This window comes from Sorangium sp. So ce117 (assembly GCF_051524395.1).
Lineage (GTDB): Bacteria > Myxococcota_A > Polyangia > Polyangiales > Polyangiaceae > Sorangium > Sorangium cellulosum_B.
Genome location: NZ_CP150309.1, coordinates 399,882 through 426,613, shown reverse-complemented (window position 1 = coordinate 426,613; position 26,732 = coordinate 399,882). Strand labels below are relative to the sequence as shown.

23 protein-coding genes are annotated in these 26,732 nt (G+C 72.4%); 11 read left to right on the top strand and 12 right to left on the bottom strand.

The window, feature by feature from the left end; genetic code table 11:
* Positions 1-383 precede the first annotated feature (383 nt).
* The 3 genes from WMF46_RS01700 to WMF46_RS01690 form a co-directional block, all read right to left on the bottom strand.
* On the bottom strand, positions 384-2,024 hold the full coding sequence (locus tag WMF46_RS01700; protein ID WP_437983993.1) for a tetratricopeptide repeat protein: 1,641 nt from the start codon (positions 2,022-2,024) through the stop codon (positions 384-386).
* Positions 2,025-2,286: 262 nt separating this feature from the next.
* A complete protein-coding gene (locus WMF46_RS01695; protein WP_437983992.1) occupies positions 2,287-3,621 on the bottom strand; it encodes a LysM peptidoglycan-binding domain-containing protein in 1,335 nt (444 codons plus the stop codon).
* The gene (locus WMF46_RS01690; RefSeq protein WP_437983991.1) at positions 3,618-4,025 is read right to left on the bottom strand and encodes a hypothetical protein; all 408 of its coding nucleotides are present in this window, start codon (positions 4,023-4,025) and stop codon (positions 3,618-3,620) included. The genes WMF46_RS01695 and WMF46_RS01690 overlap by 4 nt, the downstream gene beginning before the upstream one ends.
* 211 nt (positions 4,026-4,236) lie before the next feature.
* Here WMF46_RS01690 and WMF46_RS01685 point away from each other — a divergent pair, with 211 nt between their 5' ends.
* The 4 genes from WMF46_RS01685 (at position 4,237) to WMF46_RS01670 (ending at position 7,227) form a co-directional block, all read left to right on the top strand.
* Positions 4,237-4,758: a hypothetical protein gene (locus WMF46_RS01685; RefSeq protein WP_437983990.1), complete on the top strand. Its 522-nt coding sequence runs from the start codon at positions 4,237-4,239 to the stop codon at positions 4,756-4,758.
* Positions 4,755-5,381, top strand: a complete 627-nt coding sequence (gene ruvA / locus WMF46_RS01680) for a Holliday junction branch migration protein RuvA (protein ID WP_437983989.1) — start codon at positions 4,755-4,757, stop codon at positions 5,379-5,381. Before WMF46_RS01685 ends, ruvA begins: the two co-directional genes overlap by 4 nt.
* Before the next feature lie 250 nt (positions 5,382-5,631).
* The gene (locus tag WMF46_RS01675) at positions 5,632-6,738 is read left to right on the top strand and encodes an FHA domain-containing protein (protein WP_437983988.1); all 1,107 of its coding nucleotides are present in this window, start codon (positions 5,632-5,634) and stop codon (positions 6,736-6,738) included.
* Positions 6,739-6,828: 90 nt separating this feature from the next.
* Positions 6,829-7,227, top strand: coding sequence for a (deoxy)nucleoside triphosphate pyrophosphohydrolase (locus WMF46_RS01670; protein ID WP_272097380.1), 399 nt, complete (start codon positions 6,829-6,831; stop codon positions 7,225-7,227).
* 13 nt (positions 7,228-7,240) lie between these two features.
* On the opposite strand, the gene WMF46_RS01665 is transcribed toward WMF46_RS01670, so the two are convergent.
* The 3 genes from WMF46_RS01665 to WMF46_RS01655 all read right to left on the bottom strand — a co-directional run bounded on the left by WMF46_RS01665 (position 7,241) and on the right by WMF46_RS01655 (position 9,931).
* Positions 7,241-8,311 (bottom strand): FecCD family ABC transporter permease, encoded by a 1,071-nt coding sequence (locus WMF46_RS01665; protein ID WP_437983987.1) that lies wholly within the window; start codon positions 8,309-8,311, stop codon positions 7,241-7,243.
* Positions 8,308-9,207 carry a type III pantothenate kinase gene (locus tag WMF46_RS01660; RefSeq protein WP_437983986.1) on the bottom strand — a complete coding sequence of 300 codons (900 nt, stop codon included), beginning with the start codon at positions 9,205-9,207 and terminating at the stop codon, positions 8,308-8,310. The genes WMF46_RS01665 and WMF46_RS01660 overlap by 4 nt, the downstream gene beginning before the upstream one ends.
* An 82-nt stretch (positions 9,208-9,289) precedes the next feature.
* Positions 9,290-9,931: an O-methyltransferase gene (locus WMF46_RS01655; RefSeq protein ID WP_437983985.1), complete on the bottom strand. Its 642-nt coding sequence runs from the start codon at positions 9,929-9,931 to the stop codon at positions 9,290-9,292.
* A 93-nt stretch (positions 9,932-10,024) separates the two neighbouring features.
* Between WMF46_RS01655 and WMF46_RS01650 the strand changes: the two genes are divergently transcribed.
* Positions 10,025-10,750 carry a hypothetical protein gene (locus WMF46_RS01650; RefSeq protein WP_437983984.1) on the top strand — a complete coding sequence of 242 codons (726 nt, stop codon included), beginning with the start codon at positions 10,025-10,027 and terminating at the stop codon, positions 10,748-10,750.
* An 80-nt stretch (positions 10,751-10,830) separates the two neighbouring features.
* Positions 10,831-11,265, top strand: coding sequence for a hypothetical protein (locus WMF46_RS01645; protein ID WP_437983983.1), 435 nt, complete (start codon positions 10,831-10,833; stop codon positions 11,263-11,265).
* A 137-nt stretch (positions 11,266-11,402) separates the two neighbouring features.
* On the opposite strand, the gene WMF46_RS01640 is transcribed toward WMF46_RS01645, so the two are convergent.
* The gene (locus WMF46_RS01640; RefSeq protein WP_437983982.1) at positions 11,403-12,293 is read right to left on the bottom strand and encodes an SDR family oxidoreductase; all 891 of its coding nucleotides are present in this window, start codon (positions 12,291-12,293) and stop codon (positions 11,403-11,405) included.
* A 376-nt stretch (positions 12,294-12,669) separates the two neighbouring features.
* On the opposite strand from WMF46_RS01640, the gene WMF46_RS01635 reads away from it, so the two are divergent.
* Positions 12,670-13,248: a protoglobin family protein gene (locus tag WMF46_RS01635; protein WP_437983981.1), complete on the top strand. Its 579-nt coding sequence runs from the start codon at positions 12,670-12,672 to the stop codon at positions 13,246-13,248.
* A 264-nt stretch (positions 13,249-13,512) separates the two neighbouring features.
* Entirely contained in the window at positions 13,513-14,871 is a 1,359-nt protein-coding gene (locus tag WMF46_RS01630; protein WP_437983980.1) for a hypothetical protein, read from the top strand.
* A 21-nt stretch (positions 14,872-14,892) separates the two neighbouring features.
* Here the strand turns inward: WMF46_RS01630 and WMF46_RS01625 are convergent, their stop codons facing one another.
* Both WMF46_RS01625 and WMF46_RS01620 read right to left on the bottom strand, forming a co-directional pair.
* Positions 14,893-15,102 (bottom strand): hypothetical protein, encoded by a 210-nt coding sequence (locus WMF46_RS01625; RefSeq protein WP_437983979.1) that lies wholly within the window; start codon positions 15,100-15,102, stop codon positions 14,893-14,895.
* Positions 15,103-15,497: 395 nt separating this feature from the next.
* Positions 15,498-18,905 carry a DUF2126 domain-containing protein gene (locus WMF46_RS01620; protein ID WP_437983978.1) on the bottom strand — a complete coding sequence of 1,136 codons (3,408 nt, stop codon included), beginning with the start codon at positions 18,903-18,905 and terminating at the stop codon, positions 15,498-15,500.
* Between the two features lie 355 nt (positions 18,906-19,260).
* On the opposite strand from WMF46_RS01620, the gene WMF46_RS01615 reads away from it, so the two are divergent.
* The 3 genes from WMF46_RS01615 (at position 19,261) to WMF46_RS01605 (ending at position 23,962) form a co-directional block, all read left to right on the top strand.
* Positions 19,261-21,144, top strand: coding sequence for a serine/threonine protein kinase (locus WMF46_RS01615; RefSeq protein ID WP_437983977.1), 1,884 nt, complete (start codon positions 19,261-19,263; stop codon positions 21,142-21,144).
* A gap of 10 nt (positions 21,145-21,154) precedes the next feature.
* Positions 21,155-22,231 (top strand): hypothetical protein, encoded by a 1,077-nt coding sequence (locus WMF46_RS01610; RefSeq protein ID WP_437983976.1) that lies wholly within the window; start codon positions 21,155-21,157, stop codon positions 22,229-22,231.
* 177 nt (positions 22,232-22,408) lie between these two features.
* Positions 22,409-23,962, top strand: a complete 1,554-nt coding sequence (locus WMF46_RS01605) for an ATP-binding protein (protein ID WP_437983975.1) — start codon at positions 22,409-22,411, stop codon at positions 23,960-23,962.
* Between the two features lie 79 nt (positions 23,963-24,041).
* Here the strand turns inward: WMF46_RS01605 and WMF46_RS01600 are convergent, their stop codons facing one another.
* From WMF46_RS01600 to WMF46_RS01590, 3 genes are all read right to left on the bottom strand, one after another.
* A complete protein-coding gene (locus WMF46_RS01600; protein WP_437983974.1) occupies positions 24,042-24,335 on the bottom strand; it encodes a hypothetical protein in 294 nt (97 codons plus the stop codon).
* Between the two features lie 214 nt (positions 24,336-24,549).
* Complete coding sequence (locus WMF46_RS01595; RefSeq protein WP_437980858.1) at positions 24,550-25,938, bottom strand: IS1380 family transposase; 1,389 nt, start codon at positions 25,936-25,938, stop codon at positions 24,550-24,552.
* A 36-nt stretch (positions 25,939-25,974) separates the two neighbouring features.
* Positions 25,975-26,730, bottom strand: coding sequence for a hypothetical protein (locus WMF46_RS01590; protein ID WP_437983973.1), 756 nt, complete (start codon positions 26,728-26,730; stop codon positions 25,975-25,977).
* Positions 26,731-26,732 lie beyond the last annotated feature (2 nt).

The window sequence follows — 26,732 nt, the reverse complement described above, 5'->3', positions numbered from 1 at the left end:
AGGATGCCGTGGTGTTGCCCGTCTGTCGTGACGGCGGATCATCACACCGCGGCGCGATGCCATGCCGACATGTACGGAAGCGGGCATTACCTCCCGGGCCGTGGTGCGCCTGGATTTGTGCCGTACACGTAGACGGCGCACTCCGGAGCTCTCGGGGAGGAGACCCCCTTATCGGGTCATCCCCGCACTCGGCAGCATCGAGCGGAGTCAGGATGATTGTCCGTCGATCGGGTCAACTCGCCATCAGCGTCATCAAAGGCTGTCCTCGCTCGCCGGGAGCGGCGCGCGGGTCCCCGGTGCGGCGCCGCGCCGCCCGCGGAGGCCCAGGGGCGCGGAGGCTCGCCCGGGCGCCCTCCGCGCTCCGGCGCGGCTCAGGGCCTCTCTCAGTCGAACCGCTTCAGGCCGTTCGGCGCCCTGGAGTCGCGCTTCGCGAAAGCCTCGTCCCGGGCCACGACGCGGCCGGCGAGGACCGCCTCCGCCAGCTCGCGGCACTCGGCGCTCGTCGTGCGATCGGCCCGCGCGAGCGCCTGCTCCGCCGCGGCGCGCGCCTCGGCCGCGCGGCCGGCGAGCGCGTGCGTCCGGGCGATCTCGGCGAGGGTCGCCGAGAGCTCCGCGGCGTTGCCCGACACGTCCAGGAGCCGCTTCGCGCCGAGGTAGAGCGACAGCGCACCGGCGAGATCCCCCTGGATGCGCGCCAGATCGCCCCGCGCCCGCAGCACGCCGGCCTGACCTGCGCCGTCCTCGAGCACCTCGAACAGGGCGAGCGCCTGCTCGTAGTCCGCGAGCGCCTCCTCCAGATCCGACGCGTCGGCCGCCGCGACGCCCACGAGCTCGGCCACCAGCTCGAACTGCTTGCGGCGGAGATCGCCCCGCACCTTGAGCGTCGCGGCCTGCCCGCGGCGCTCGAAGCCCGTGCGGAACAGGGCGAGCGCCCGGTCGTAGTCGCGCACCGCGTCCACGAGGTCCTCCTGCACGGAGCGCAGATCGCCCCGCGCCTTCAGCACCGCGGCCTGGCCCAGGACGTCGCGCGTCGCCGTGAACAGCTCGAGCCCCTGGTCGTAGTCCTTCTCGGCGCCCGCCAGATCCCCCTGCCGCACCCGGAGATCGCCCCGCGCCTTGAGCACGCCGGCCTGCCCGAGGTGGTCGTCGGTCGCCTGGTAGAGCGTGAGCGCCCAGTCGTAGTCGCGCGCGGCGCCCGTCACGTTGTCCTGGCCGAACCGCATGTCGCCCCGCGCCTTCAGCACGCTGGCCTGCCCGCTCCGATCCCCCGTGTCCTGGAAGAGCGCGAGCGCCGTGCTGTAGTCGCGCGCCGCTCCCGCCAGGTTGCGGAGCCGGACCCGCAGATCGCCGCGCGCCTTGAGCGCCCGCCCGTGCGCGGCGCCGTGAGGGCGGGCGCGAGGCGGCTCCGAGGGGCCCGGGACGTCGGCGTCGCCGGCCGCCCCGCGCGAGAAGGCCCGGGGCTTGAGCGGCTCGCGATCGCCGAGCTGCAGGAAGAGGTGGATCGCCAGATCGTAGTCGCACACAGCGCCGCCGAGATCGCCCTCCTCGGCGCGCGCGAAGCCCCGCGCCCGCAGCGCGTCGCCCTCCGCCGCGCGATCGCCCGCGGCCTGGAACAGCGCGAGCGCCTCGTCGTAGTCGCGCACCGCCTGCACGGGGACGCCCTCCCGCAGGCGCAGCGCGCCCCGATCCATGAGCACCTGGGCCTGCCCGAGCGCGTCACCCGTCGCCCGGAACATCGCGAGCGCCTCGTCGTAGTCGCGCGCGGCGCCCGCGTAGTCGTTCCGCCGGAGGAGCAGGTTGCCGCGCTCCCGCAGCGCGTGGCCGCGCGCCTCCGGCGGGGTGCTGTTGAGGCTCGGAGGCGCCGCGCTCGAACGGGGCCCCCGCACCACCCCCTCGCCGAGCACCTCGGCCAGCGATCCGCTCCGCGGGGTGCAGCGATCCGTCACGCTGTCGAACGAGCGCTGCGTGGGAGGATCGCCGTCCACTCCCCTCAGCTCGGACTGGACTTCGGGAAGGCGACGCATGCCAGGCGGAACATCATACCGCGCCTGCGCCCCCCTCGTGGAGACATTGCGCGGTCAGCGCGGCGGCAGCGCTTGGTCTCTTCTCCGCCTCCCTCCCCCGCCTCCCTCCGCCGCCGCCTCCGCCGCCCAGGTCGCGCGCGGCGGCGCGCCGACGGCTGGGGCCGCTGCCTTCCCGCACGTTGGCCCGCTAACGCAATCGGACGCGGGCCCGTGGGCTCCGCCCCGCACACCCCGGCCGTGAAACGCCGCAGGCGGTCGATCCTCAGAGGCCCTTGCGCGAGACCAGCACCGCGTCCCGCTCGACCTCGTACATCGCGTGGGTCACGAGCGCCGCAGCCGTGCGCTCGCGCACATGCACGACCCGCAGCTCGGCGTAGGTCTCGTCCGGCAGCAGCTCCTCGTCGACGCCGAACTTCGGCTCGTCGACCTGCGCCGGACGCTCGTCCTGCACCCGCGGCCGGACCGTGGCCAGCTTGCCCGCGCCGCTGATCTGCTGCAGCCAGCGGTCGCCCCGCCGGACCGCGAAGAAGCGCTGCCCCGGCTTCACGCCGTCCTTCTCGCCCTTGTCGATGAACACAACCTGGTGCTGCCCGACGAGCTGGTAGGGGTAGACGGCCGCGATGATCTTCGCCTCGAGATCCGCCTCGGCGCCCACCGGCGGCACCACGTCGAGGCGCCGCAACACCGCGCCGACCCTGTCCGTGCGCTCGACAACGTCGAGCGACTCGATGAGCCGCGCGCGCACCATGTGCGTCTTCGGGTTGTAGCGATCCACGCGCGCCGTGCCGCGCACCGTCACGAGCTCGCCCTTCACGTCCCCGCTCTTCACCTTCTTGATCTCGCGGAAGATCGTCAGCTCCTGGCCGATGGAGACGTCGTGATCGTCCGAGAGGCGGAGGTAGACGTCGTCGCCCTCGCTGAGGAGCATCTGGTCGTCGGGGCTCGCGACGAGCTCCCCCCACGTGTCCTTCTTCACGTCGTCGACCCAGCCGAGCTCGCGCAGGAAGATCGTCTTCGCCGGCACGCGCCCCCCTCGCCCCAGCTGGTTCGCGCCGAACCCGATGCCGCCGCGGGTCGGGCCCTCGCTCGGGTCGCGGAGCCGGATCCGGTCGCCCGGGTAGATCCAGTGCGGGTTCTGGAGCTGCGGGTTCAGCGCCCACACCTGCGGCCACGCATAGGGGTTCGTGTAGTACCTGCCCGAGATGTCCCAGAGCGTGTCGCCGCGCCGCACCGAGTGCGACTCGGGCACGAACTGCCCCTCGACGACGTAGCTGCCGCTCGCGCCGCCCTTCACCGAGGCGGCGCCCTCGCTCCGGCGGCCCAGATCGAAGCCGTCCGACGGGCGGGACGTGTCCGTCGTGCCCCGCGAGCTCGAGGGCAGGTGGGCGTTCGGATCGAACCCCGGCTGCGGATAACCCGGCACCACGACCTGCGTCTCGACGGTCGGCTCGCCCCTCGGGAGCTGGACCACGGTGACGCCCGGCGCCTGGCCGGCGCCCTCCTCGCCGCCCTGCTGGTCCTGAGCGCGCGCCAGCGGCGGCGCGGCGACGATCGCCAGGGAGACCAGGACCAGCGTTGCCTTCGCGGGGAACTTCATCGCTTGCGCCTCGACAGGGTGGAGGGGGGCTGGCTCGGCGGCGGCGACCCGCCCGGGGGCTCTTCGATCACGGCGCCGTTCGCGGTCGAGCGGAGCACCGGCGGCCTCGCGCCGTCGTCCTCCGGCGCGAGCCGCACCACCTCGAGGTCGGGCCTGTCCGGCTCCTCCGGGGGCACGGCGCGCGCCCCGGCCTCGTCAGGGCGCGCCGCGCTGCGGGCGCCGCCCCGCGAGCGCTCCAGCGAGCCCACACGATCCGCGAGCACCGCGTTCTCCGCGCGCACCCTGACGAGCTCCGCGCGCAGCTCGGAGAGCTGTCGTTCGACCGCGTCGCGCCCTCCGCCGCAGCCGACGTTGAGCGCGGCGAGCGCGAGCGCCATCGAGCCGATGCCCAGGCCAATCCTCATGGGACGCCCAGCCTACCCGCCGCCGCGCCGGCCGGCCAAACGCGCGGCGATCTCCGCGCCCCGCGACGGGACGCCGCGCGCCCCGACGGGGCGACGCGCCGCGCGCGCGACGGAACAACCGCACGCGACCCGAGGTGGGCGGCGCGACGTCACGCGTTACGGAGCGCGCGCAGTTCTGCTAGGGTCCCAGCCCGAGATCTGGGTGCGAGGGGTGAACGTGCGGAAATTCTTCCTGATTTTCCTTGTCGCGACGGCGTGCGCCGGCGCCGGCTGCGGTGACGACGGCCCCGGGCCCGCGGCGACGGAGTGCTTCGACTACAGCAAGTTCGACGGCACCACGCCCGAGGTGAGCTTCGCGGGCGAGGTCCTCCCCATCTTCCAGCGGTCGTGCGCGTTCAGCTCGACGTGCCACGGCGCCGAGGCCGGCTCGGCCGGGTTCGCGTACCTCGGCCCGCCGCTGATCGAGCAGGCCACGCAGGCGCAGATCGACGCGATCGTGGCCCAGAACGTCGGCGCCGCGTCGAGGGCGCCCTCCGGGATGGCGCGGATCACGGCCGGCGACCCCGCGAACAGCTTCCTCATGCACAAGCTCGACGACACCCTGAGCTGCGGGGACCTCGAGTGCGCCCCCGACGGCTGCGGGGACCCGATGCCCTTTGGCGGCGACCTCCTGCCCTCGGCGGAGCGCGACGCCATCCGCAGGTGGATCCAGCAAGGGGCCAAGGTCAATTGATCGGCCGGCTCTCCGGCCACGTCGTGGAAGAAGGCGACGAGGGCACGGTCGTCCTCGACGTCAGCGGGGTCGGCTACGAGGTGACCGTCCCGCTCGGGGCGCTGGGGCGCGCGCGCGGCATCGCCGCGAACGCGCAGGCCGCATCGGACGCGATCACCCTGTTCGTGCACACCCACGTGCGCGAGGACGCGCTCCTCCTGTACGGCTTCGCGACGCGCGAGGACCGGGCGGCCTTCCGCGTGCTCATCGGCATCTCCAGCATCGGCCCGAAGATCGCGATGGCCATCCTCAGCGCGCTCGGCGCGGGGGAGCTCGCCGCGGTGATCACCCGCCGGGAGACCGCGCGCCTCACCGCCATCCCCGGCGTCGGCAAGAAGACCGCCGAGCGGCTCGTCCTCGAGCTGAAGGACAAGCTCGTCCACCTCCCCGCGGCCCCGCTCTCCCCCGCGGCTCCCCCGCCCGCGGCCACCGGCGCCAAGCAGGACCTCCTGCACAGCGCGCTCACCCGCATGGGCTACCGCCCGGCCGAGGCCGAGCGCGCCGTCACCGCCCTCGGCGCGCGCGTCGACAGCGCCCCGCTCGGCGACCTCGTGCGCGATGCGCTCGCGCTCCTCTCCAAATGACCCACGCCGCCGGCGCCAGACGAGCCCGGCAAGCTGGGCCGCCCACGCCCGGCGAGCCGCGGCCGCCCGCGCCCGGAAAAACGCGTTTTGCCGGGCGGGATCGCCCCAGCGAGCGGGCGGACGGCGGCGCGCGACGCCCCGCACGAGGCGGAGGAGCGACAGACAGTCGACAGAGGGCCGCCGCGGCGAATATGCTCCCGCCGCCGTTCGCCCTGGCACCCAGTCCGGTCGCTCGTTGTGAGGAGGCGTGGTGATCACCTGCCCGAAGTGCTCCAAAGAAAATCAGGACCATTACAAGTTCTGTCTCGGCTGCGGCGCCGAGCTGCCTCGCGACGTTTCGCCCAAGAAGTTCGCGGCCGGCACCCCGCCCCACGGCGTGCCGGCGGCGACGCGGGCGAAAGACTACGGCGATGAGCCGACCGCCATCGGCACCGGCGCCCAGAAGGGCCCCGCGGTCGCGACCCCGCCGCCCGCGCTCGTCGATCCCGCGGCGTTCATCGCCCCGGCCCGCGGGGAGGACACCGGCGCGAGCAAGAAGCCCGCGGCGGCCGCAGCCGCGCCCGCGACGTCGGCGGCGGCGGCCGGCGCAGGGACGGTCGTCTGCCCCCAGTGCCAGGAGCCCAACCCGCCGTCGAACAAGTTCTGCGCGCTGTGCGGGTTCAAGCTCGTCAAGCCGGCGGGCCAGGCCGCGCAGCCCTCCACGCCGGTCGTCTCCACGTCGGGCGCCGCGAACGTCGTGCTGACGGCGCTCCGGGCCGACGGCACCGAGGCCGGCTCGTACACGCTGCCCACGAACCCCACGCTGATCGGGCGCGACTCGGGCACGATCTTCGGCGGCGACAGCTACCTCTCGCCGCGCCACGCGACGTTCTCGATCAAGGGCGGGCGGCTCTTCGTCAAGGACGAGGGCTCGCTGAACGGCGTCTACCGCAGGCTGCGCAGGGACACGCCGGTGCAGCTCGACAACGGCGACGTCTTCCGCATCGGCCAGGAGATCGTCCGCGTAGAGCCGCTCTCCCCGGCGCCCACGACCCCCGACGGCGTCGAGCGGCTCGGCAGCCCCTCGAAGGGCTACGTCGCGCGGCTCGCCCTCATCATCGGCAGGGACGCGACCGGCAACGCGTTCCCGGTCCCCGACACCGGCCTGCACCTCGGGCGCGAGCGCGGCGATATCCTCTTCCCCGAGGACGGCTACGTCTCCGGGCTCCACTGCCAGATCTCGCTCCAGGGCGGCCGGCTGTTCCTCACGGACCTCGGCAGCTCGAACGGCACCTTCCTCCGCGTCCTCGGCGAGACCGAGATCACGGGCGGCGACATCCTGCTCATGGGTCAGCAACTGTTCCGCATCAACGTCTGAGCGCGCGCCAGCGGCGCCCGAGGGCGGCGACCGTCCCGCTCGCACAACCCGACGCCCCATCGTACGCTCAGCAGCCCTGAGGCACTCGCCATGGAAATGGTCCGCACCATCCGCGTGGTCGCCGCCGTGATTGAACAGGACGGCCGGTACCTGATCACCCAGCGCCGGCCGACCGCCGTGCTCCCGATGCTCTGGGAGTTCCCCGGGGGGCGCGTGGAGGAGACCGAGACGGACGCGGCCGCGCTGAAGCGCGAGGTCCGCCACCGGCTCGGCGTCGAGATCGAGGTGGGCCAGCTGATCTCGTTCGTGAGCCACCCCTACGAGCGCTACGTCGTCGATCTGTACCTCTACGAGTGCCACATCAAGAGCGGCGAGCTCGCCTCGCTGGCCGTGAACGCGTTCCGGTGGGTCACGAGCGCCGAGTTCGATCGCTACCCGTTCACGCCGGCGGACGAGGCCAGCATGAACAAGCTCCTCGGCATGACCTGACGCGCCCGCGCCCTCACAGGCGCGGCGAGCGCCGCAGCAGCACGAGGAACATCGGCCCGCCGAGCACCGCGGTCACCGCGCCCACGGGCGGCTCCGTGCCGAGCCACCGAAACAGGAGCCGCGCGACGAGGTCGCACGTGACGAGCAGGACCGCGCCGGCCACGAGCGACAGCGGCAGGAGCCGCCGGTGATCCGCGCCGCAGAGCCGGCGGACCGCGTGCGGGACGATGAGCCCGACGAAGCCGATGAGGCCCGTGCGGCTGACGATCGCGCCGACGACGCACGAGGACGCGAGGAAGACCCGGCGCTCGACGGCGCGGACGTCGACGCCCAGGGTCCCGGCCGACTCGTCGCCGAGCGAGAGGAGGTTCAGCCGCGCGGCGTCGGCGAGGAGCACGGCGCAGCCGGCGGCGACGTAGACGGCGACGCCGAGGAGGGCCGGGGTCGTGGGCAGCTCGACGAAGCCGATGAGCCACCGGAGCAGCTGCTGGGCGCGCGAGGGAGAGACGAGCGTCTTGAGGAAGGAGATGAGGCCCGCCGCGATGGAGTTCACGATGACGCCGGCGAGGAGCATCGAGGCGCCGGAGGTGCCCTCCGCCGCGCCGCGCGCGATGGCGTAGACGAGCAGCGTCGCGACGAGGCCGCCGGCGAGCGCCGCCGCGGGCAGGAGCGTGGCGCCGAGGACGGTCGTCGCGCCGACGCCGAGCGCGATCGCGACCGCGGCGCCGAGCGCGGAGCCGCCGGAGACGCCCAGCACGTACGGCTCGGCCAGCGGGTTCCTGAGCAGCGCCTGGAACGCGGCGCCCACGGCCGCGAGGCCGGCGCCGGAGACGGCCGCGAGGAGCACGCGCGGCAGGCGCACGTCGATGAGGAGGGTCCGGTCGAGGCCGGGCTCAGCGACGGCGCGCGCGATCGAGACGGGCTCGGCGCCGAGGAGGACGGCGAGGACGAGCGAGAGCACGAGCGCCGCGGGCGCGGCGGCGAGGACGAGCGCGCGGCGGGGGCCCCGGCCGGACGCCGGCGGCGCCGGGAGGGAAGGCGCGCTCGCTCGGCGCGGGGCGCGGCCGGACACGGGCGACGTCAATCCTGGCCGCCTCCGCGCGCCGCGGGCGGCAGGGTGGCGGGCCCGCTGTTGCGCTCGGCGTTCCGCTCGTAGATAAGGCGCAGCCCGGTGAGCGTCAGGTCGTCGTCGACCCCCTCGATGGTCTCGGTCTGCGGCGCGATGAGCCGCGCCAGGCCGCCGGTTGCGATGACGCGGCACGGGTAGCCGAGCTCTCGCCGGAGGCGGCCCACGAGCCCGTCGACGAGCCCCGCGTAGCCGTACACGATGCCCGACTGCATCGAGTGGACGGGGTTGCGGCCGACGACCCGGGGCGGGAGCGCGATCTCGACGCGGGACAGCCGCGCGGCGCGGGAGAAGAGCGCCTCGGCGCTGATCTCGATGCCCGGCGCGATGACGCCGCCCAGGTACTCTCCCTTCGGGGTCACGCAGTCGAACGTCGTCGCCGTGCCGAAGTCGACGACGATGACGCCGGCGGCGGCGTGATCCCCCCGGTCGTGCTCGGCCGCGTGCGCTCGCGCCGGCGCGGCGCGGGGCGCGGGCTCGGGCTGCCGCCGCACCCACTCGTGCGCCGCGACCGCGTTGACGATCCGGTCGGCGCCGACCTCGCGCGGGTTCTCGTAGAGGATGGCCATGCCGGTCTTGATGCCGGGCCCCACGACGAGCGGCTCGATCCCGAACGCCCGCTCGACGAGCCCCACCATCGTGTCGGTCAGCGTCGGCACGACGCTCGCGACGATCGCGCTGTCGATGCGGGCGAGGTCGACGCGGCGGAGGTCGAGCATCTGCCGGACGAGCACGGCGTACTCGTCCGAGGTGCGGGAGCGCGCGCTCTCGCAGCGGAGGTGGTGCTGGAGCACCTCGCCCTCCAGCACCCCGAAGCTGATGTTGGTGTTCCCGACGTCGATGGCGAGCAGCATGCTGGCCCGACTCTAGCGCCGCGCGCCCGGGATCCGGCCAGGATTTCGGACGCGCTGCCGGCGCGCGCGGCGCGCCCGGCCTTCAGCGCTTGCGCGCGAGCGTCACCCCGTCGCGCACGGTGAGCATGACCTTCTCGACCCGGGGATCGCGGAAGACGAGATCGTTGAAGGCGGCGATGGCGCGGCCGTCCACGCTCTCGGGGGCGAGGACCTCGCCGCTCCACAGGGTGTTGTCTGCGACGATCAGCCCGCCGCGGCGGAGGCGCGGGAGGGCCTCCTCGTAGTAGGCCGGATACCGCTCCTTGTCGGCGTCGATGAACACGAGATCGAAGGCGGGGCTCGCCGGCATGGCGCGGAGGGTGGCGAGCGCGTCGCCGAGCGCGATCCGGATCTTCCCGCCGTGCTCGCTGCGGTCGAAGAACGATCGGGCGATGCGGGCCACCTCGGGGTCGCGATCGCACGTGATGAGCTCGCCGTCCGGCGGGAGCGCCTCGGCCATGCTGAGCGCCGAGTAGCCCGTGAACGTCCCGATCTCGAGCACCCGGCGCGCCTGCATGAGCGCGACCAGCATCCTGAGCAGGGAGCCTTCGACCCGCCCGACCTGCATGACCGCCCTCGGCTCGTGGGCCAGGGTGAACTCGCGCAGCTCATCGAGGAGCGCGGGCGGCGGCTCGGAGTGGTCGTGAACGTAGCGATCCAGCTCTGGATTGACGATAGCGATCATGGCGAGGCTCCTCGGCCGGGCACCGTAGCATCGGTGCGCGCTCCCTCCTCACCTCACCTTGAGCCGCCGGCGGCCTTCGCGGTAGCGTCGACCATGGCCTTCTCTTCCTGGAAGACGTGCGCCGCAGCGGCGCTCCTGGCGGCGGCCTGCAGCTCGACGGACGGCAGCCCCGGGACGGGCGGCGCTGGCAGCGCCGGCACGGGCGGCTCCGGCGCTGGCAGCGCCGGCACGGGCGGCTCCGGCGGGGGCACGGGCGGCGCCGGCGGCGCAGGCGGCTCCGGCGGCGCAGGCACGGGCGTGGGGGCGAGCTCCACGACGGCCGGCGGCGGCGCGGGGGGAGAGGCGGTCTACGACTGCGCGTCGCTCGGCGATCCGTGCACGACCTGCCTCGCCCTGCGCTGCCAGGAGAGCTATTGCGCGTGCCAGCGGAGCGCGGAGTGCGCCGCGCTGGGCAACTGCCTCCTCGGCTGCGCGGCGGAGGACGTGGCTTGCGAGCAGGCGTGCCTGACGGCGCACCGGGCCGGCATCTCGGGCATCTTCCTCGAGGGCGGCTGCGCGTCCGCGCGGTGCAGCGCGCAATGCCCATCGCGAGACGCGCTGCCCCCTTGCGCGTCTTGCCGGTTGACAGGGTGCGCAGCCGAGATGAACGCGTGCGTCGCCGAGCCGTCGTGCAGGGCAATGCTCGCGTGCGTGGATGCGTGCCGTGCGGACGGAGATGGCTGCCTGGAGGTATGCTCGGCGATGCACGCGGACGGCGTGCAGGCTGCCGGGGCCGTCTTCGCATGCGAAGAGGCGCGGTGCGGCGCGGATTGCGAGTGACCGGTGAGCCGCCGCGGGCCGTCATGCCGCGCGGCGTCGCGGGGGTCGACGCCCTGGGCGAACAGACATAGCATTCCGTCGTGGCCTTCCTCGGATTGCGCGAGATTGAGCGGGACCCGTACGCGGTCGTCCATCACGACCCCGCTCAGCAGCTCGTGCTCATCAAGCGATATTCGCTGAACTATCCGAGCATCGCGGCGATCGAGCTGAGCTTCGATCGCATCGATCGGTCGCTCGAGGCGATCGCCAGGCGGCGCACGCTCCTGCTGGTCGACGCCCGCGACGCACCGCTGCGCAACGACGCCGGATTCGAGAATGCGTTCGCGCACTGTCACACGCGGCTGACGCAAGGTTTCAAGAAGACCGCGGTCCTCCTGAAGAGCGCGACCGGGGTGCTCCAGGTCGGCCGGCTTTCGAAGGGCTATGAAAAACCGATGGGCATTTTCACCCGCCCCGAGGACGCGCTCCACCACCTCGGCGTCAGCGTCGACCTGAAGCAGCTCACCGATCCCTGACGCGCCCTCCACCCTGGAGCGGGGCTCACCCGCACAGGAGACGGGCCCAGATCGGCGTTTTCGGCGCGGAAGCGTACTCTTGTACGCTGAGCACCGAAAACGTCGAGGTGGGCCCGTATCCGAAGCGGGTGAGCCCCTCAGGAGAGGGGTTTGCCGCCGGTGACACCGAGGACCTCGCCGTTGACGTAGATTGCCTCGTTCGAGGCAAGGAACACGAACGCCGGGGCGAGCTCGACCGGCTGCGCCGGGCGCTCCATTGGATGATTCTTGCCGAAGGTGGCCACCTTCTCCTTGTCGAACGATTGCTGGATGAGCGGCGTCCACACGGGGCCGGGCGCGACGACGTTGACGCGGATGCCACGCTCGATGAGGTCCTGCGCCAGGCCCTTGCTGAAGGTGACGATCGCCCCCTTGGTGGACGCGTAATCGAGGATCGCCGGGCTCGGCTGGTACGCCTGGATCGAGGCGACGTTGATGATCGAGCCGCCTTCCTTCATGTGCGGCAGCGCGTACCGGATCATGTGGAACATGGCCAGGATGTTGACGCGGAAGGTGCGCTCGAGACGCGCAGCGTCGATGTCCTCGAACCGCTCGACGGCCTTGCCCTGCTCCGCCGCGTTGTTCACAAGGACATCGATGCGCCCGAATTTACGCGCCACCTCCTCGACCACCTTCCGGCAATGGGCCTCGTCGGCCAGGTCGCCGGGTAGCGTGAGCGCCTCGCGCCCCGCCTCCTTGATGACCCGCGCCGTCTCCTTCGCGTCCTCGTGCTCGCTCAGGTAGGAGATCGCCACGTGGGCCCCCTCGCGGGCAAACGCGAGCGCGACGGCGCGGCCGATCCCGCTGTCCCCTCCGGTGATCAGCGCGATGCGGTCCTTCAGCCGGCCGAGCCCCTTGTACGACGACTCGCCGTAATCGGGCCTCGGCTCCATCTTGGCTTCGATTCCGGGACGCTCCTGTGTCCTGCCCTCGAAAGGCGGCTTCGGGCCCGCGCCTTTCGGATCCGCTGTCGGTCCAGTGTTCTGCATAACCTCCTCCTGACGCTGCGATGTCGTGAGAGGCCGAACGCGCTCCCACCGAACCCTGGCCATAAGGGCGGCGACACAGCCCGGCCATCGGTGGCCACCTGCTCTCCAGATCGGAGCCGCCCCTACACCGGCGCAGCGACCAGCGAGCGGCGCGCCGTCGGACCCTCGCCGGGCGCTCCCGAGCGGACACGGCGGCAGACATCTCTCGTGGCTCGACGTGGATCGACGTGATCGAGCAGACGGCGCGCGCCCCTGTCGCGCGGTGCCGCCGCGCCCTGTCACATCAAGGCTTGACAGGCGACAGCTGGTCCGGTGTCTTCACCCTGCGTTGTCTCGCGGCACGCCGCCGGCGAAGACGCGGAGGAGAACCGTGGTGATGAAACACGTCGACGAGAGCCGTCTGGAGTCAGATCTCGAGTATCGGTTCGGTTATCTCATCGAGTTTGTCGGCTTCGGCGAGGCGGACATCGCGGCGATCCACGGCGCCGCGCCGCACCTCGCCCCGCGGGTCGAGGCGCTCGTCAACGCGGTGTACGAGAAGCTGTTCCTCTACGACGCCACGAAGCGCCACTTCGTGCCGAAGCAGCACGGCTACGAGGGGGCGCCCCCGGTCGACCTCGCGTCGCTCACGATGGACCACGAGCAGATCAAGTTCCGCAAGCAGCACCTCTCAGCCTACCTCGTCCGGCTCGTGACCCATCCGTACGATCCGAAGATGGTCGCCTACCTCGACATGGTGGGGAAGATCCACACCGCGAAGGCCGGCAATCCCGAGGTCGTCGTCCCGCTCGTGCAGATGAACGCGCTCATGGGCTTCGTGTCGGACGCCCTGCTCCAGACCATCCTGTCGCTGGGCCTCGACCGGGAAACCGAGGTGCGCACCCTCCGCGCGTTCAACAAGCTGCTCTGGCTCCAGAACGACCTCCTCGCGCGCCACTACCTCTCGGCGGCCTGATCCCCCTCCCCTTCCGGCCATGCGTCGCCCACCGGGACGGACCGCAGCGGCGGGCTGCGCACCTGCATCCCGGGGGCGGCGGCGCGTCGAGCGGACGGCCCATTGCGCGATCGCGCGACCGTTTGCGCAAGCGCACAACGGCGCGCGCTGCGCCGCCCCGCCGCGCGCGCCACGCGCCGGCGAGGGCGCCTTTGGATCGCCTGGATCGGCCGGGAACACCGCGACAAAGAGCCCGGCACATGCGGTGCTAGGCGCCCGCCCACCATGAACCGATTCTTCGATGGCATCGCGCTTCTCGTGGGGCTGTCCGTCATCCCGACGATCGCGGGCTGCAGCGACGAGCCATCCGAGGAGGAGCGCCGCTTCGCCCGGCTCGCGAAGCGCGCCGAGCAGGTGCGCGAGCTGTCGTTCCGCGACGCCGTGCCGGTCGCCACGATCACGCGGGACGAGTTCGAGGCGGACCAGGAGGCGGCCGCGGCCGCCGCCGAGGAGGACGATCTCGCGGAGATGGCCGCGACCTACGGCCGGCTCGGCTACTTCGCCGTCGACGCGGACCTCCGGGAGACGCTGGCTCGCTCGGAGGACTGGGCCGCTGCGTGGTACTCTCCCGGGAGCAACGGCATCGTGCTCATCGGCGAGGTGGACGACTCTGTTCTCATCCACGAGTACGTGCACGGGCTCCAGGATCAGCATTTCGACCTGGCGCCGGACCAGGACGACGCGCTGACGAGCGACGCGTTCCTCGCGCAGCGGGCGGTCACCGAGGGCGACGCGACGCTCGCGGAGGGGCGCTTCATCATGCAGGAGCACCTCGACGCCGATCTGCACCTCGTGGACTGGGGCCCGCTCCTGTCCTCGGTGCATGCGCGCCGGGAGGAGCTCCTCGCCGGCAGCGAGCTCCCCCTCTTGTTCATGGCGTATCCATCGTTCGCCTACAGCTTCGGGCTCGAGTACTGCGCCCACAACCTGACCGGCGCGAGCGCGGCGACGCCCGTCATCGACAGGCTCCCGCCGTTCGACTGGTCGAGCGAGGACGCGCTCTTCACGACGAGGGCGCCCACGAGCACCCAGCAGATCCTCGCCCTCGACGCGCAGGACCCGGAGGTCGGCGTCGGCCTGGACGAGATGCCGTCCACGCTCGACGACCGGCTCGAGCGGCTCGACGGGGACACCCTCGGTGAGTGGTTGACCTACCTGCTCCTGCGCCCGCTCGAGGGCGCGCCCGATCTCGGCGACATGCGCGCTCTGGCCGCGGCCTGGGACGGAGATCGCGCCCTGTTCGTGCGCGATCGGAAGACGGACGCGATCGGCACGGCGTGGGCGTCGGCGTGGGACGACGCCGGCGCCGCGGCGGGCGTCGAGGCCGCGCTGTGGCAGCTCTACGACGGCTCGCCGATCGCCGGCGACGAGCCGCGGCTCGGGCGCGCCGGCGACGGCGAGCTCCTCTGGATCGAGCGCAGGGAAGAGCGCGTGGTCGCCCTCAAGAACGTGGACGAGGCGCTCATGCCCTCGCTCGCCGAGGCCGCCTTCCCCTCCGGGATCCGGCCGATGCGGCACATGATCCGGACGCGCCCGTCGCTCGCGGCCAGGCTCTCGCGGCGCCTGGCCGGGCGACATCACTGAACCAGCGACGGCGCGGCGCGCTCAGATGCAGAGCGAGTCGCAGTCGTGCTCTTCTTCGCACGCCGAGACGCAATCGCCGTCGTCGTCGCACGCCGTGATGCAATCGTCTCGATCCGTCGAACACGCCGTGATGCAGTCGTCCTCGCCTTTGTCGTCGTCCGCGTCGACGAAACAGCCGGCGGCCAGGGGAATCGTGGAGACCAAGAGCACTGCAAGCACCTTGCGCAACATGGGTTGTCCTCCTTCGTGGTGTACTGTCCGCATGCGATGCAGGGGACATCGAACACTCAAGCAGGGGGCGTACCAATCGCTGTTCTGACGCGACTCACCCGTTGGGCCGCGGCCCCGGAGAGCACTTATGCCGCGCAAAGCGAGCTCGGCGCCGGAGCTCCGGGTCACCCGAGCGCCCCGGCCGGCGGACGTGGGGTATCCCGCGAGAAGGCAAATCGCCACAGCGGAGGAGGCCATGGCGGCGCTCGGCGCCCTTGGCGCCGGGATTTTCCGCGCGGCGCGCCGGGCGTGCGCGCTGGGTCAAAGTGTCACACCCGGCTCGACCGTGAGCCCCGGACCTCCGTCCAGGTGAGCCTCCGGCCGCGCTCGGTCTCACCGCAGCGCGGCCCCGCAGCTCACCCCTCGTCCTCGGGCTTCTGCGGCTTGGGCGGCGGCCGATCCACGGCGTAGCGCCGCAGATCCAGCGTGTAGGGCGCGTCCCCGTGGGCGATCGCCTGCTTCGCGGTCACCGGCCAGGGGGTCGGCCCCTCGATCGTGAACCGCTGCGCGCGCCGCGCCGACGCCTCGAACCGCGTGAGCGGCGCGCCGTCGAAGGCGCGCCCCTCGGGGTGCCACACGTGGTAGGCGCACGCGCCGATCGAGCGCTTGCCCCACGTGTCCAGGATGTCGATGTGGACCGGGTGGTGGATGCCGAGGTGCGCGTGCAGGCTGTGCGGCGGCGCCCAGGCGCGGAACCGCACGCCGCCCACGTGCTCGCCCGCCGTCCCCGTCGGCCGGAGCGGCAGCACATGGCCGTTCACGAGCACCGTGTGGCGCTCCGGCGTGAGCCCCTGCACCCGCACCTCGATGCGCTCCATCGACGAGTCCACGTAGCGCGACGTGCCCGTCGTCGTCAGCTCCTCGCCGAGCACGTTCCACGGCTCGATCGCGTTGCGCACCTCCAGCACCACGTCGCCGGCGTGCAGCGTGCCCACCACCGGGCAGCGCAGCTCGATGAACGGCCGGTACGCGTCCGCGGGCAGGGCGAGCCCGCGCTGCTTCAGGTGATCGAGCACGTCCTCGAAGTCGCGCCACAGGTAGTACGGCAGGAGGAAGCGGTCGTGCAGCGCCTGGCCCCAGCGCACGAGCCGGCCCGAGTACGGCTCCTCGGCGAACGAGGCGAGCAGCGTGCGGACGAGGAGCGCCTGGGCGACCGCCATCCGGAAGTGCGGCGGCATCTCGAAGGCGCGCAGCTCGACGAGCCCCTGCCGGCCGTGCGCCGTCTGCGGATCGAACAGCTTGTCGATGCTCACCTCGGCGCGGTGCGTGTTGCCCGTCATGTCCACGAGCAGGTGGCGGAACAGGAGGTCCGAGAGCCACGCCGGCTCGTTCTGCCGGCGCTCGAACGCGCGCGAGAGCGCGATCTCCAGCTCGTAGAGGTTCTCGTGGCGCGCCTCGTCCACGCGCGGCGCCTGCGACGTCGGGCCGACGAAGAGGCCCGCGAACATGTACGAGAGCGACGGGTGGTGCTGGTTGAACGTGAGCAGGCTGGCGAGCAGATCCGGCCGGCGCAGGAAGGGGCTCGAGAGCGGCGTCGGACCGCCGAACGTGAGGTGATGGCCGCCCCCGCTCCCCGCCATGCGCCCGTCGATCAGGTATTTCTCGCAGTGCAGGCCGCTGTGGAGCGACGCGTCGAACACCGTCTCCAGGAGCGACGCGTACGCGCGCACCCCGTCGGAGGGCGGCAGGTTCACCTCGAGCACGCCCGGGTCCGGCGTCACCGAGAAGCGGAGCACGTTCGTGCCGGACGGGGGCGGGTACCCCTCGAGCAGCACGTCGATGCCCGTCTCCTGCCGGGTCGCGTCGATCGCGGCGATGAGCTCGAAGAAGTCGGCCGGCGAGAGGAGCGGCGGCAGGAAGACGTGGACGAGGCCGTCGCGCGTCTCGACGCAGAGCGCCGTGCGCACGCCGTAGCCCGATCGTCCCGCGGCGGGCGCGGCGCGCTGGGCGTGCTTGTCCTCGGGGGCGTGCCGCTGGGCCGCGCGCGCGCGCGCCGTCTCGGCGTGCTCCGGGTCGCCGTCGCCGTCCAGGAGCTGGACGCGGCGCTGTCTCTCTTCCTCCTCGTCGGCCTCGGGCTCGCCGCGCCGCGGGTCCTGCGGCGACACGAGCTCCTCGATCGGCGGCGGCGGGGCCACCGCGACGAGCGAGCGGAGCGGGAGGCGCAGGCCGATGGAGCTGTCGCCCGGGATCAGGAAGAGGTGCCCGCGCCGGAAGCCCCAGCGCTCGCTGATCCACGACCCCCACTGGCGCGCGAGGGGCAGGACGAAGCCGGCCTCGCGCCCGAGCCCGCGATCGAGGACGCGCGCGAGGCGCCGCCGCTCCTCCGCGTCGTCGAGGTTCGCCTTGAGCGGGTCGACGTCGGTGGGCAAGCTCGCCTCGTCCTGGAGGTGGCGCCAGGGGTCCTCGAGGGCCGGCATCAAAAAGTCGGCCAGCCCGAGCCGGGCCGCGAGCGCGTCGGCGAACTTCCGCGAGAGCTCGACGCCGCGCCCGCGCGACGCGCTGGTCGCCGGATCGGCGTGGCGCGCCTGGGACATCTCGGTCCAGATCGGGACGCCGTCGCGCCGGCCGATGATCTCGAGCGCCCAGCGGGGCAGGCTCTCGCCGGGGTAGTGCTTGCCGGCGCGGAGCAGCAGGACGCCGCCCGGCGTGATCCGGCGCCGGAGCTCGTGCGCGAGCCGGAGCCCTTGCGACCACTTCGTCGCGCCGAGCGCGCCCTCGCACCACTCGGGCGCGTCCGGGTACTCGCGCGAGTTGAACGTCGGCTCGCCGCCCATCGTCAGGGAGAAGCCCGCGGCGGCGAGCCGCTCGTCGGCGCGATCGGCCACGGACAGGAGCTCCTGCCACACGGGCTCCTCGTAGGGCGTGGTGGGCCTCGGCTCGTGGCCGAGCCGCCCGACCTTCATCTCGAAGGTGACGTCGGTCGCGCGCGTGTCGCTCGTGCCCTCGACCGGCGCCGCGAGCGCGGGCGAGGCGGTGCAGGCGAGCGGGATGTGGCCTTCGCCGCAGAGCAGGCCGCTCGTCGCGTCGAGGCCGATCCAGCCTCCGCCGGGGAGGTAGACCTCGGCCCACGCGTGCAGGTCGACGACGTCGCGGCTCACGCCGCGCGGCTGGTCGGGGATCATCCCCTCGTCCGTGAGCTGCACGAGGTAGCCGCTCACGAAGCGCGCGGCGAGCCCGCGCGACCGGAGCGCCGCGATGAGCAGCACCGCCGAGTCGCGGCAGCTGCCGCGCCCTTGCGCGAGCGTCTCCTCCGGCGTCCAGATGCCGGCCTCCTCGCGGATGACGTACTTGATGCGCCGGTTCACGGCGGTGTTCAGCGCGACGAGGAGCGACACGGTGTCGCCCTTCGAGGGCAGCCCGGCGAGGAACTCGTCGAGCAGCGGGCCGCGGGCGAACGAGGGGTCGGTGCTGTCGAGGAAGGGGGCCAGGTCCTGCTTGAGCTCGGCCGGATACCCGAACGGGACCTCCTTCGCGCGCTCGTCGATGAAGAAGTCGAACGGGTTCACGGGGCGCACGCTGACCGCGAGCTCGACAAGGACGTCGAAGTGAGGGACGCGCTCGCCCGCGGGCAAGAGCACCCGCGCGACGTGGTTGCCATACGGGTCCTGCTGCCAGCGCGCCGCGATCGGCGGGTCGATCTTCAGGCTGTACGACTCGATCTTCGCCTTCGCGTGCGTCGCGGGCCGCAGCCGGATGAGCTGCGGGCCGAGCGAGGCGGGGCGGGGATAGTTGTAACGGGTCCGGTGCTGGATGAGCAGGCGCACGGTGGTTTGTCTCCGGGGGTGGCCCTATCCAACCAGAAGTGCCCCCTTCCGTCTCGCCTTCCGTGACGCGCGTGAAGGGCGCTGCGAGATCGTTTCGAGGACGATTCGGCCAGGGATCGACGGCGTGGCGGCGCGTGGGCGCGAGCGTGCGGCGGGCGAGCGAGTGACGGAGCGACCGCACGCCAACGCGGCCTCGCGACGGCGCGAGCCGTGTGCCGAAGCGACCGTGCGGCGGCACAAAAACCGCGTGCTGCTGCGCCTTTGGCGCCGTTCTGTCCGCCTCGCCACGCCGCGCCCCGATACCGGCGCCGCCCGCGCTTGCCGTCCGAGGGCGAAGCGGTGATCATCGCCCGCTGTGTCGGGTTCGGAGACGAAACAGCCCTCGCTGCCCCCGGTCGAGCCGGGGACGGTGCTCGCCGGCAAGTACCGCGTGGAGCGCGTCATCGGCCAGGGTGGCATGGGTGTGGTCGTCGAGGCCCGCCACGTCGTGCTCGACGAGCGGGTCGCCCTGAAGTTCCTGCTCCCCGCGTTCACCGAGCACCCGGAGGGGTCGGCCCGCTTCCTCCGCGAGGCGAAGGCCGGCATGAAGATCAAGAGCGAGCACGTCGCCCGTGTTTCGGACGTCGGCACGCTCGAGAACGGCGCTCCCTACATGGTCATGGAGTTCCTGATCGGGAGCGACCTGGCGCGCCTGCTCCGCGATCAAGGCGTGCTCGGCATCGAGGACGCGATCGATTACATCGCGCAGGGCAGCGAGGCGATCGTCGAGGCCCACGGGCTCGGCATCGTCCACCGCGATCTCAAGCCGGCGAACCTGTTCCTGACGACGCGCGTCGACGGCTCGCCGCTCGTCAAGGTGCTCGACTTCGGCATCTCCAAGATGGCGACCGGCGCGGTCGACATCCTGACGGGCACGGACGCGGCGCTGGGCTCGGCCCTGTACATGTCGCCGGAGCAGATGCGGCAGACGCGCTCGGTGGATCACCGGACGGACATCTATGCGCTCGGCGTCTCGCTCTACGAGCTGCTCGCCGGCAGGCAGCCGTACTACGCGGAGACGCTGCCGCAGCTCTGCGCGGAGGTGCTGACGGGCACACCGACGCCGCTGCGGGAGATCCGCCCCGACGTGCCCGCCGCGCTCGCGGCCGTGCTGGAGAAGGCGTACGCCCGCGAGCGCGATCTCCGGCACGCGTCGGTCGCCGAGCTCATCGTGTCGCTCGCGCCGTTCGCGCCCGCGCGCACGTACACGACCCTGGCCCGGATCGCGCGCATGGGCGGCCTGTCGCTCCACGCCGCGATCCCCGGCGGCCAGCGCGCGTCACAGCCATCGTTCTCCGCCCTGGACTCGAGGCCCCCTGGGCCGGCCGCTCGCGAGCCGTCGTGGCCGGGGCTCACCTCGCATGCGGCCGGGCAGCGCGACACCGGGCAGCCGCGCCCGCCGACGCCGCTCCCCCACGGGACGCCGTTCCCGCAGGCGCCGCCGCCCGTCGCCCACGCCTCGACGCCTTACCCCTATCCATCCTCGCCGTTTTCCCAGCCTCCGTCGTCCGGCAACGGCGCCTTCGGGCCTCGCCCTGCCGAGGACGGCAGGCCGAGCCCGGTCCCGCCGAACGGCTTCCCGGCGCCCACGCCGCAGCAGCACATCGTCCCCGGTCCGTACAACGCGCCGATGAGCTCGCGCGCCGCCGCGACCTTCGCCTCGTCGACCCACCTCGGGATCTCGTCGGACGGGCGCCGGATCCCCGGGCTATCGGTCTCCCCTTCCGCGATCCTCGCGATCGCGCTGATCTCCGCGACCCTCCTCCTGGGGCTCATCGTCGGCAGCGTCTACATGCTCCGCCGGGGCGGCGCCGACGGGACGGAGAGCACGTCGGCGGCGCCGACGGTCGCCGTGAGCGCGACCGAGACCGCCGCGCCGGCGCCGGCGCCGACCCCCGAGCAGCCCGCGCCTGCCGCCGGGACGACGACGCCGGACGGGCCGACGATCCGACCGACAGGCGCGGCAGCCGACACAGCGACCACGGCGGACACAGCGGCGGCGAGCGCCCCCGCGGCCGCGAGCGCCACCGCGTCGAACGCCGCGGCCGCCGCGAGCTCCCCCGCGGCGTCGCCGAGGACGGCGCCCACCGCCGCCCGGGGCGGCTCGCCTGCGGGGCGCACCACGCCGGCCGGCCGCCCGTCGCAAGCCACGACGACGCAGCGCCCTCCGAAGGGCATCGACCTGAACGATCCGCACTGAGCCCACAGCCATGATCCCCTCGACAGTCCATGCCCCCCGCGCGCTCCGTCGCGCCCGCCTCGCCCTCGCCGCGGTCGTGCTCGGCTCGGCCGCCCTGTTCGCGCCCTCGAGCGCCGCCGCGCAGGGCGCGGGCGGCGATCCGACGCTCGCCCAGACGTTGTTCGAGGAGGGGCGCCGCCTGATGGAGGCGAAGTCGTACGCGCAAGCGTGCCCCAAGCTGGCCGAGAGCCAGCGCCTGCGGCCCGGCACGGGGACGCTGCTCAACCTGGCCCTGTGCAACGAGGGGCTCGGCAAGACGGCGACGGCGTGGGGGCAGTTCAAGGAGGCGCTCTTCGCCTCGAAGAAGGAGGGCAACGCCGCGCGGGAGGCGTTCGCGCAGGAGCACATCGACGCCCTGGAGCCGAGGCTCTCGAAGATCCAGCTCAACGCGGAGAACACGCCCGGCCTGCTGGTGCGCGTCGACGGCGGCGACATCCCCGCGGCCGCGCTCGGCACGCCGATCCCGATCGATCCCGGGGCGCACGAGGTCGAGGCGACGGCGAGCGGCTACACGGTCTGGTCGACGACCGTCCAGGTCGGCGAGAGCGCCGATCTGAAGACGATCGCCATCCCGAAGCTCCTGCCGGTGGCGCCCACGAGCAAGCCTGCCGGGCCCGAGGCGCCGCCGGCCGGCGGCACCGCCGGCGGCCGCAGCGGCGGACGCGGCCTGCAGACCGCGGGCTTCGTGATCGGGGGCGCCGGCGCGGCGGTGCTCGGCGTCGGCGCGGTGTTCGGCATCCTCGCCGCGGGGCAAGCGAGCGACGCGGAAAAGGACGAAGCGCTCTGTCCGGAGAAGCTGTGTACGCCGGAAGGTCGCAAAGAGATCAACGCGGCGGAGACCAAGGCGCTCGTGTCCACGATCGGCGTCGGCGTGGGCGTCGCAGCGCTCGCCGCGGGGGCGGTCCTCGTGCTGACCTCGGGCCCATCGAGGGCGGAGGGCGCGAGCGCCGCGGGGGCACGGCAGGGCTCGCCAGCGCGGGTGCACGCGCGCATCGTGCCGCTCATCGGCCCGGAGGGCGGCGGGGTCGGGGTGCTGGGCGCTTTCTAGCGCCGGGGCGCAGCAGACGCCGATCGGCCGGGGACTGAAGAGCCAGCGGGCCGAGGGCGGAGGCGTCGGGCCCGGTGGCCGAGGGCGGAGACGTCGCGCCCGGTGACGGTCACTTACGCGCCAATCAGGGGGTGTCCTCACGTGACATCCGCGCCGGCGGGCGCTCGCTTTGTAGCGATGGATGACGCCGGCCCGCTAGCAAAGACCTCCGCTGCCTCCCGGCTCCGCAGCTGCAAGCGCGACGTGCTCGATCGCTGGACGCGCCGGGTGCTCGACGACCCCAGGGCGCCGACGCCGCGGCGGGGCGAGCGCCCGGTGCTCGTCGACGCGGCGCCGGCGCTGCTCGAGCACCTCATCGAGGCGCTCGCGGCGAGCCGGCTCGCCGGCGAGGAAGCGGCGCTGCGCGGCGCTTACGAGCGGGTCGAGGACCACGCGCGCCGCTGCGTCACGCGGGGCCGCTGCATCGAGGCGGCGCTGCGGGAGCTATCGCACCTCCGGGCTGCGTTGCTCGAGGAGTGCGTCGCCCAGGGCATCGCGCTCGGGGCGGGGGAAGCGCAGGTCCTCCACGCGGTGGTGGACGCGAGCATGTGGACGAGCGCGCTCGAGATCGAGCGGGCGACGCGCGCAGCGCTCGAGGACAGCGGCGCGCGCCTGCGGCTCGCGACGCAGGCCGGCGGCGTCGGCGTCTGGGATTACGACACGGTGACCGGCAAGCTGCGCTGGGACGACCGCTGCCGGGAGGTGTGCGGGCTGGAGCCGGCGTCGGACGTCGATTACGAGCTCTTCCTTTCGGCGATCCACCCGGACGATCGCGCGCGCGTGCAGGAGGCCGTGCTGCGCTCGCAGGCCCCGGAGAGCGGCGGCGAGTACAGCATCGAGTACCGCCTCGTGGGGATCCGCGATGGGATCGAGCGCTGGGTCTGCGTGCAGGGGCGCACCTTCTTCGACGCGACCGGGCGCAGCGTCCGGATGATCGGCACGGCGATCGACATCTCCGATCGCAAGCGGGCGGAGGCTGCGCGGCTGGACGATCTCGCGTTTCGCGATCGATTCCTGGCCGCGCTCAGCCATTACCTGCGCACACCGCTCACGGCGGTCACGCTGGCGTCGAGCACGCTGGTGCGCCACGGCAACCTGACGCCGCGCCAGGCGACGAGCGTCGAGGGGATCGCGGCGAGCGCGCGCCGCATGGCGCGGACGATCGACGACCTGCTCGACCTGACCCGGAGCTGCTTCGGCGACAGCATCCCGATCGCGCGGAGGCCGGGGAACCTCCATGTCCTCTGCAAGGGGGCGATCGACGAGCTCCGGGCGACGCGCGCGGAGGTGCCGATACGGCTCGATCTGCGGGGGAGCGGCGCGGGGCTGTGGGATCCCGAGCGCATCGCCCAGATGGTGACGAACCTCGTGCAGAACGCGGTCGACCACGCCGAGCCCGGGAGCGCCGTGCGGGTGGCGATCCGGCCGCGCGGGGGCGACGTGCTGATCGAGGTGCACAACAAGGGCCCGGAGATCGCGCCGGAGCGGCTGGCGACGCTGTTCGAGCCCTGGCAGCAGGCGTCGCCCGCGGAGGGGCGAGCGAGCGCGGGGCGGGGGCTCGGGCTCGGGCTGTTCATCGCGCACCAGATCGCGCGGGCGCACGGCGGGGTGATCGAGGTGGCGAGCCAGGCGGAGCGAGGGACGACGTTCACGGCGCGGCTGCCGCGGAGGGGAGCGGCGGCGAGGGGCTGAGGGGTGGGGGCGAGGCACGCATAGGATGGCGTGGCGTGAGGCGGCCACAGTGATGCCGCCGAACGGATTACGTTTGCTCTTACAGCCGAGCGAGCCGTCCGTCGTCGAGCAGCCCCCAGGGGGCGGAAGCCGAGTACGCCTCGGTCCCGGCGATGGGCAGGCTTGGCGCATCCGTGAGCTTGTCGAGTCCCTTGTCCCGCAGCCGCATCCCACGTTCGGTGAGGCGATACACCTCCGAGAGCATGGGGTAGCCAGCATTGGGCGGCTTTGGACCAGGCGCGCGATCCACGGCCGCGCTCGAATCGTGGTCTGCCCAGTGCTCCAGCCGGCGTGGCAGGAACAGATCGCCTGTACAGAAAAGGAGATGCCACATGTCTACCAGCGTCTCCGACTTCTGCGCGGCCACGCCCGCCGGAGTCAGCCACTCAGCGTGGATTTCGCGCCTACGGGGCACGAGTGGGCCGACGGCGACGCGCGAGTGGCGTTCCGCCGACGAATGCGACGTCGATTACAATCGGGTGCGCTCAGCGCGGCGCAAAGGCACACGCCCCCCTTACCCCCCACCATGATTTCGGCTGGTTCTGGGCTCAATTGAGCCGGCGAGCGAGCTGCGAGCGCTCCGGCACGTGCAGCTTCGTGCACCGACTCGAGCGGGCCAACCTTCCAGGGACGAGGATCAGCGCGCGCCGCAACCACGGCGTTCGCCAGGTCGCGAGGTGCGGAACATGGTCGAGGACATACCGGCGCATCAGGTTGGCGGTCAGCAACTTCAGCAGCAGCGCGGCATGATTGGCGTTGAAGCTATGGCTCGGCACGCGACCGCATCCCCATCCGTGCTTGAGATCGCCGATGAGTGGCTCGATGCCCGCGCGCAGGTCATACCGCGCCGCGACGTCTTCCGGCGCTTCGACCGGCTCGTTGGTCAAGAAGACCTGCACCGTGTAGTCGAGGCCCTCCCAGAGGTAGATCTGCTTGCCGTTCTCCCGATCGCGTGTGCGTACGGCGATCACGCGGACTCCATTCGGCCAACCGCTGCGCCGGAAGGGGACCTCGGTCACCTGCCGTCGAGGACGACCGTCGGCATCCCGGTCGATGGTACGCCATCCGGTGGCGTACGCGACCCTGCCGACCAGATCAGGGCTCATCCGCGCCTTGGTCAGGAAAAAGCATTCCTTCGTGGCGACGGCGTGCATCAAGGCGCTGCAATCCCCCGCGCCGTCGATCCGCACGTAGATGGCCGCGCTCGGCGCTGCGGCGCGCGCCCGGTCGATGCACTCCTCGACGAAGGGCACATCGGCTTCGCCGAAGCTCGTGTCGCCCGGTCGCAGCTTGGCCCCGACAATGGCCTCGACCTCGGCGATGCGCGCCAGGATCGGATGATAGCTCGGCCGGCCACGGTAGCGTGGGTTCGGGCCCGGAAGTGCCCCCTCTTGCATCCCGAAGAGCGGCTCCACGGTCGTGTCGACGTCGATGTGCACGAAACGGTGCTTTCGGCGAGCAACGAGGGCGAGCCCGTGGTCGACGACCATGCTGTGCAGCGCTTCGAGCGCCTCCTCATCGAACCGGCACAGGTCCCGGTAGACGGTGTCGATGCTCGGGACGACGCCGCCGGCGAGACGCACGAAGAGCGGATCGACGGCGAGCGCCTCGATGCCGAAGACGCGCTCCTCGCCGGCGAGCGCGCTGTCCATCAGCAGGCGCATCTGCGCAGCCATCGGGTAGATGACCGTGCGGCCGGTCTTCAGCCGGGAGAACCAGCGGCTCAGGGCCGCGTCGATGCCGAGCTCGCGGATGAAGGCGCCGAACGGGGCGAGCCCTGCGACGCCCGTCAGGTTCTTCTCCGTGGGCTCGACGTGAATGCTGCGAGGGTCTGGCCGCCGGATTCGCTCTTGGTGCCGTCCGTCGCCTTTCCTCTTGAACCCGAGCTCGCGTCGACGCACCTTGGAGGTGCTCGGCGTGTGCCTTCGTTTGGTCATAGCAACCCGGACGGGTCGCCACGCCGAGCCTTTCTTTCAAGGACTTCCGTTTACGACGGCGGATTTCTCACGCCTCGGATCGGTTTCGTAGGCGCGAAATCCACGCTCAGTCGACAGCCGAGAGAGAGTGATCTCGTCGAATCGACTCAAGCGCAGGTCTCCCTCCGCGGTCCTTCTTGGAAAGAAGCAGGAGAGGAACGCCCACAGGGGAGCAAGCTCCGGAAAGCCTTCGACGCCAGCCCTGCAGCTCTCTGCGAACGACAAGGGGTTCTCGTCGACGTAGCTGTCCCAGAGGCGAACGGCGCAATCATAGCGTTCGGGCGGCCAGGGCCGCGCCTTACCAAGACGGTCCAGGAGGACCGCGTCCGCATGATCGGACACTGACTCGGAGCAGGTAAACGGACGAGCCAACACCTCACGGTTTGCTGCTCTCGACGGTGGAACGGGATCGAAATCGAGAATGAAGATATCGTGATGCGCGAACCCGAAATGACGCAACCAGCTACAAATCCGCCAGAGGTTCACCCGCTCGTGAAGGCTCGCCGATACCCACAAGGCGATGGGGGGCTCCCAGTGGACATCCGACGAATAGAGCTTGTCCCATTCTTCGGTCGAATTCCACCACGCACGACGCGCCCGCTCATGTTCCAGAGCGTCCCGACGGCTCGGACCGATGACAAGAAGGTCGGACGCGCACACGACATGGGTCGCACCAACCTGCAACAGCCGCTCGGTGGTGAGCCCATCGAGAGCAACATGAGTAGCCCCGCCAAATTCAACGATGTTCGCCATGC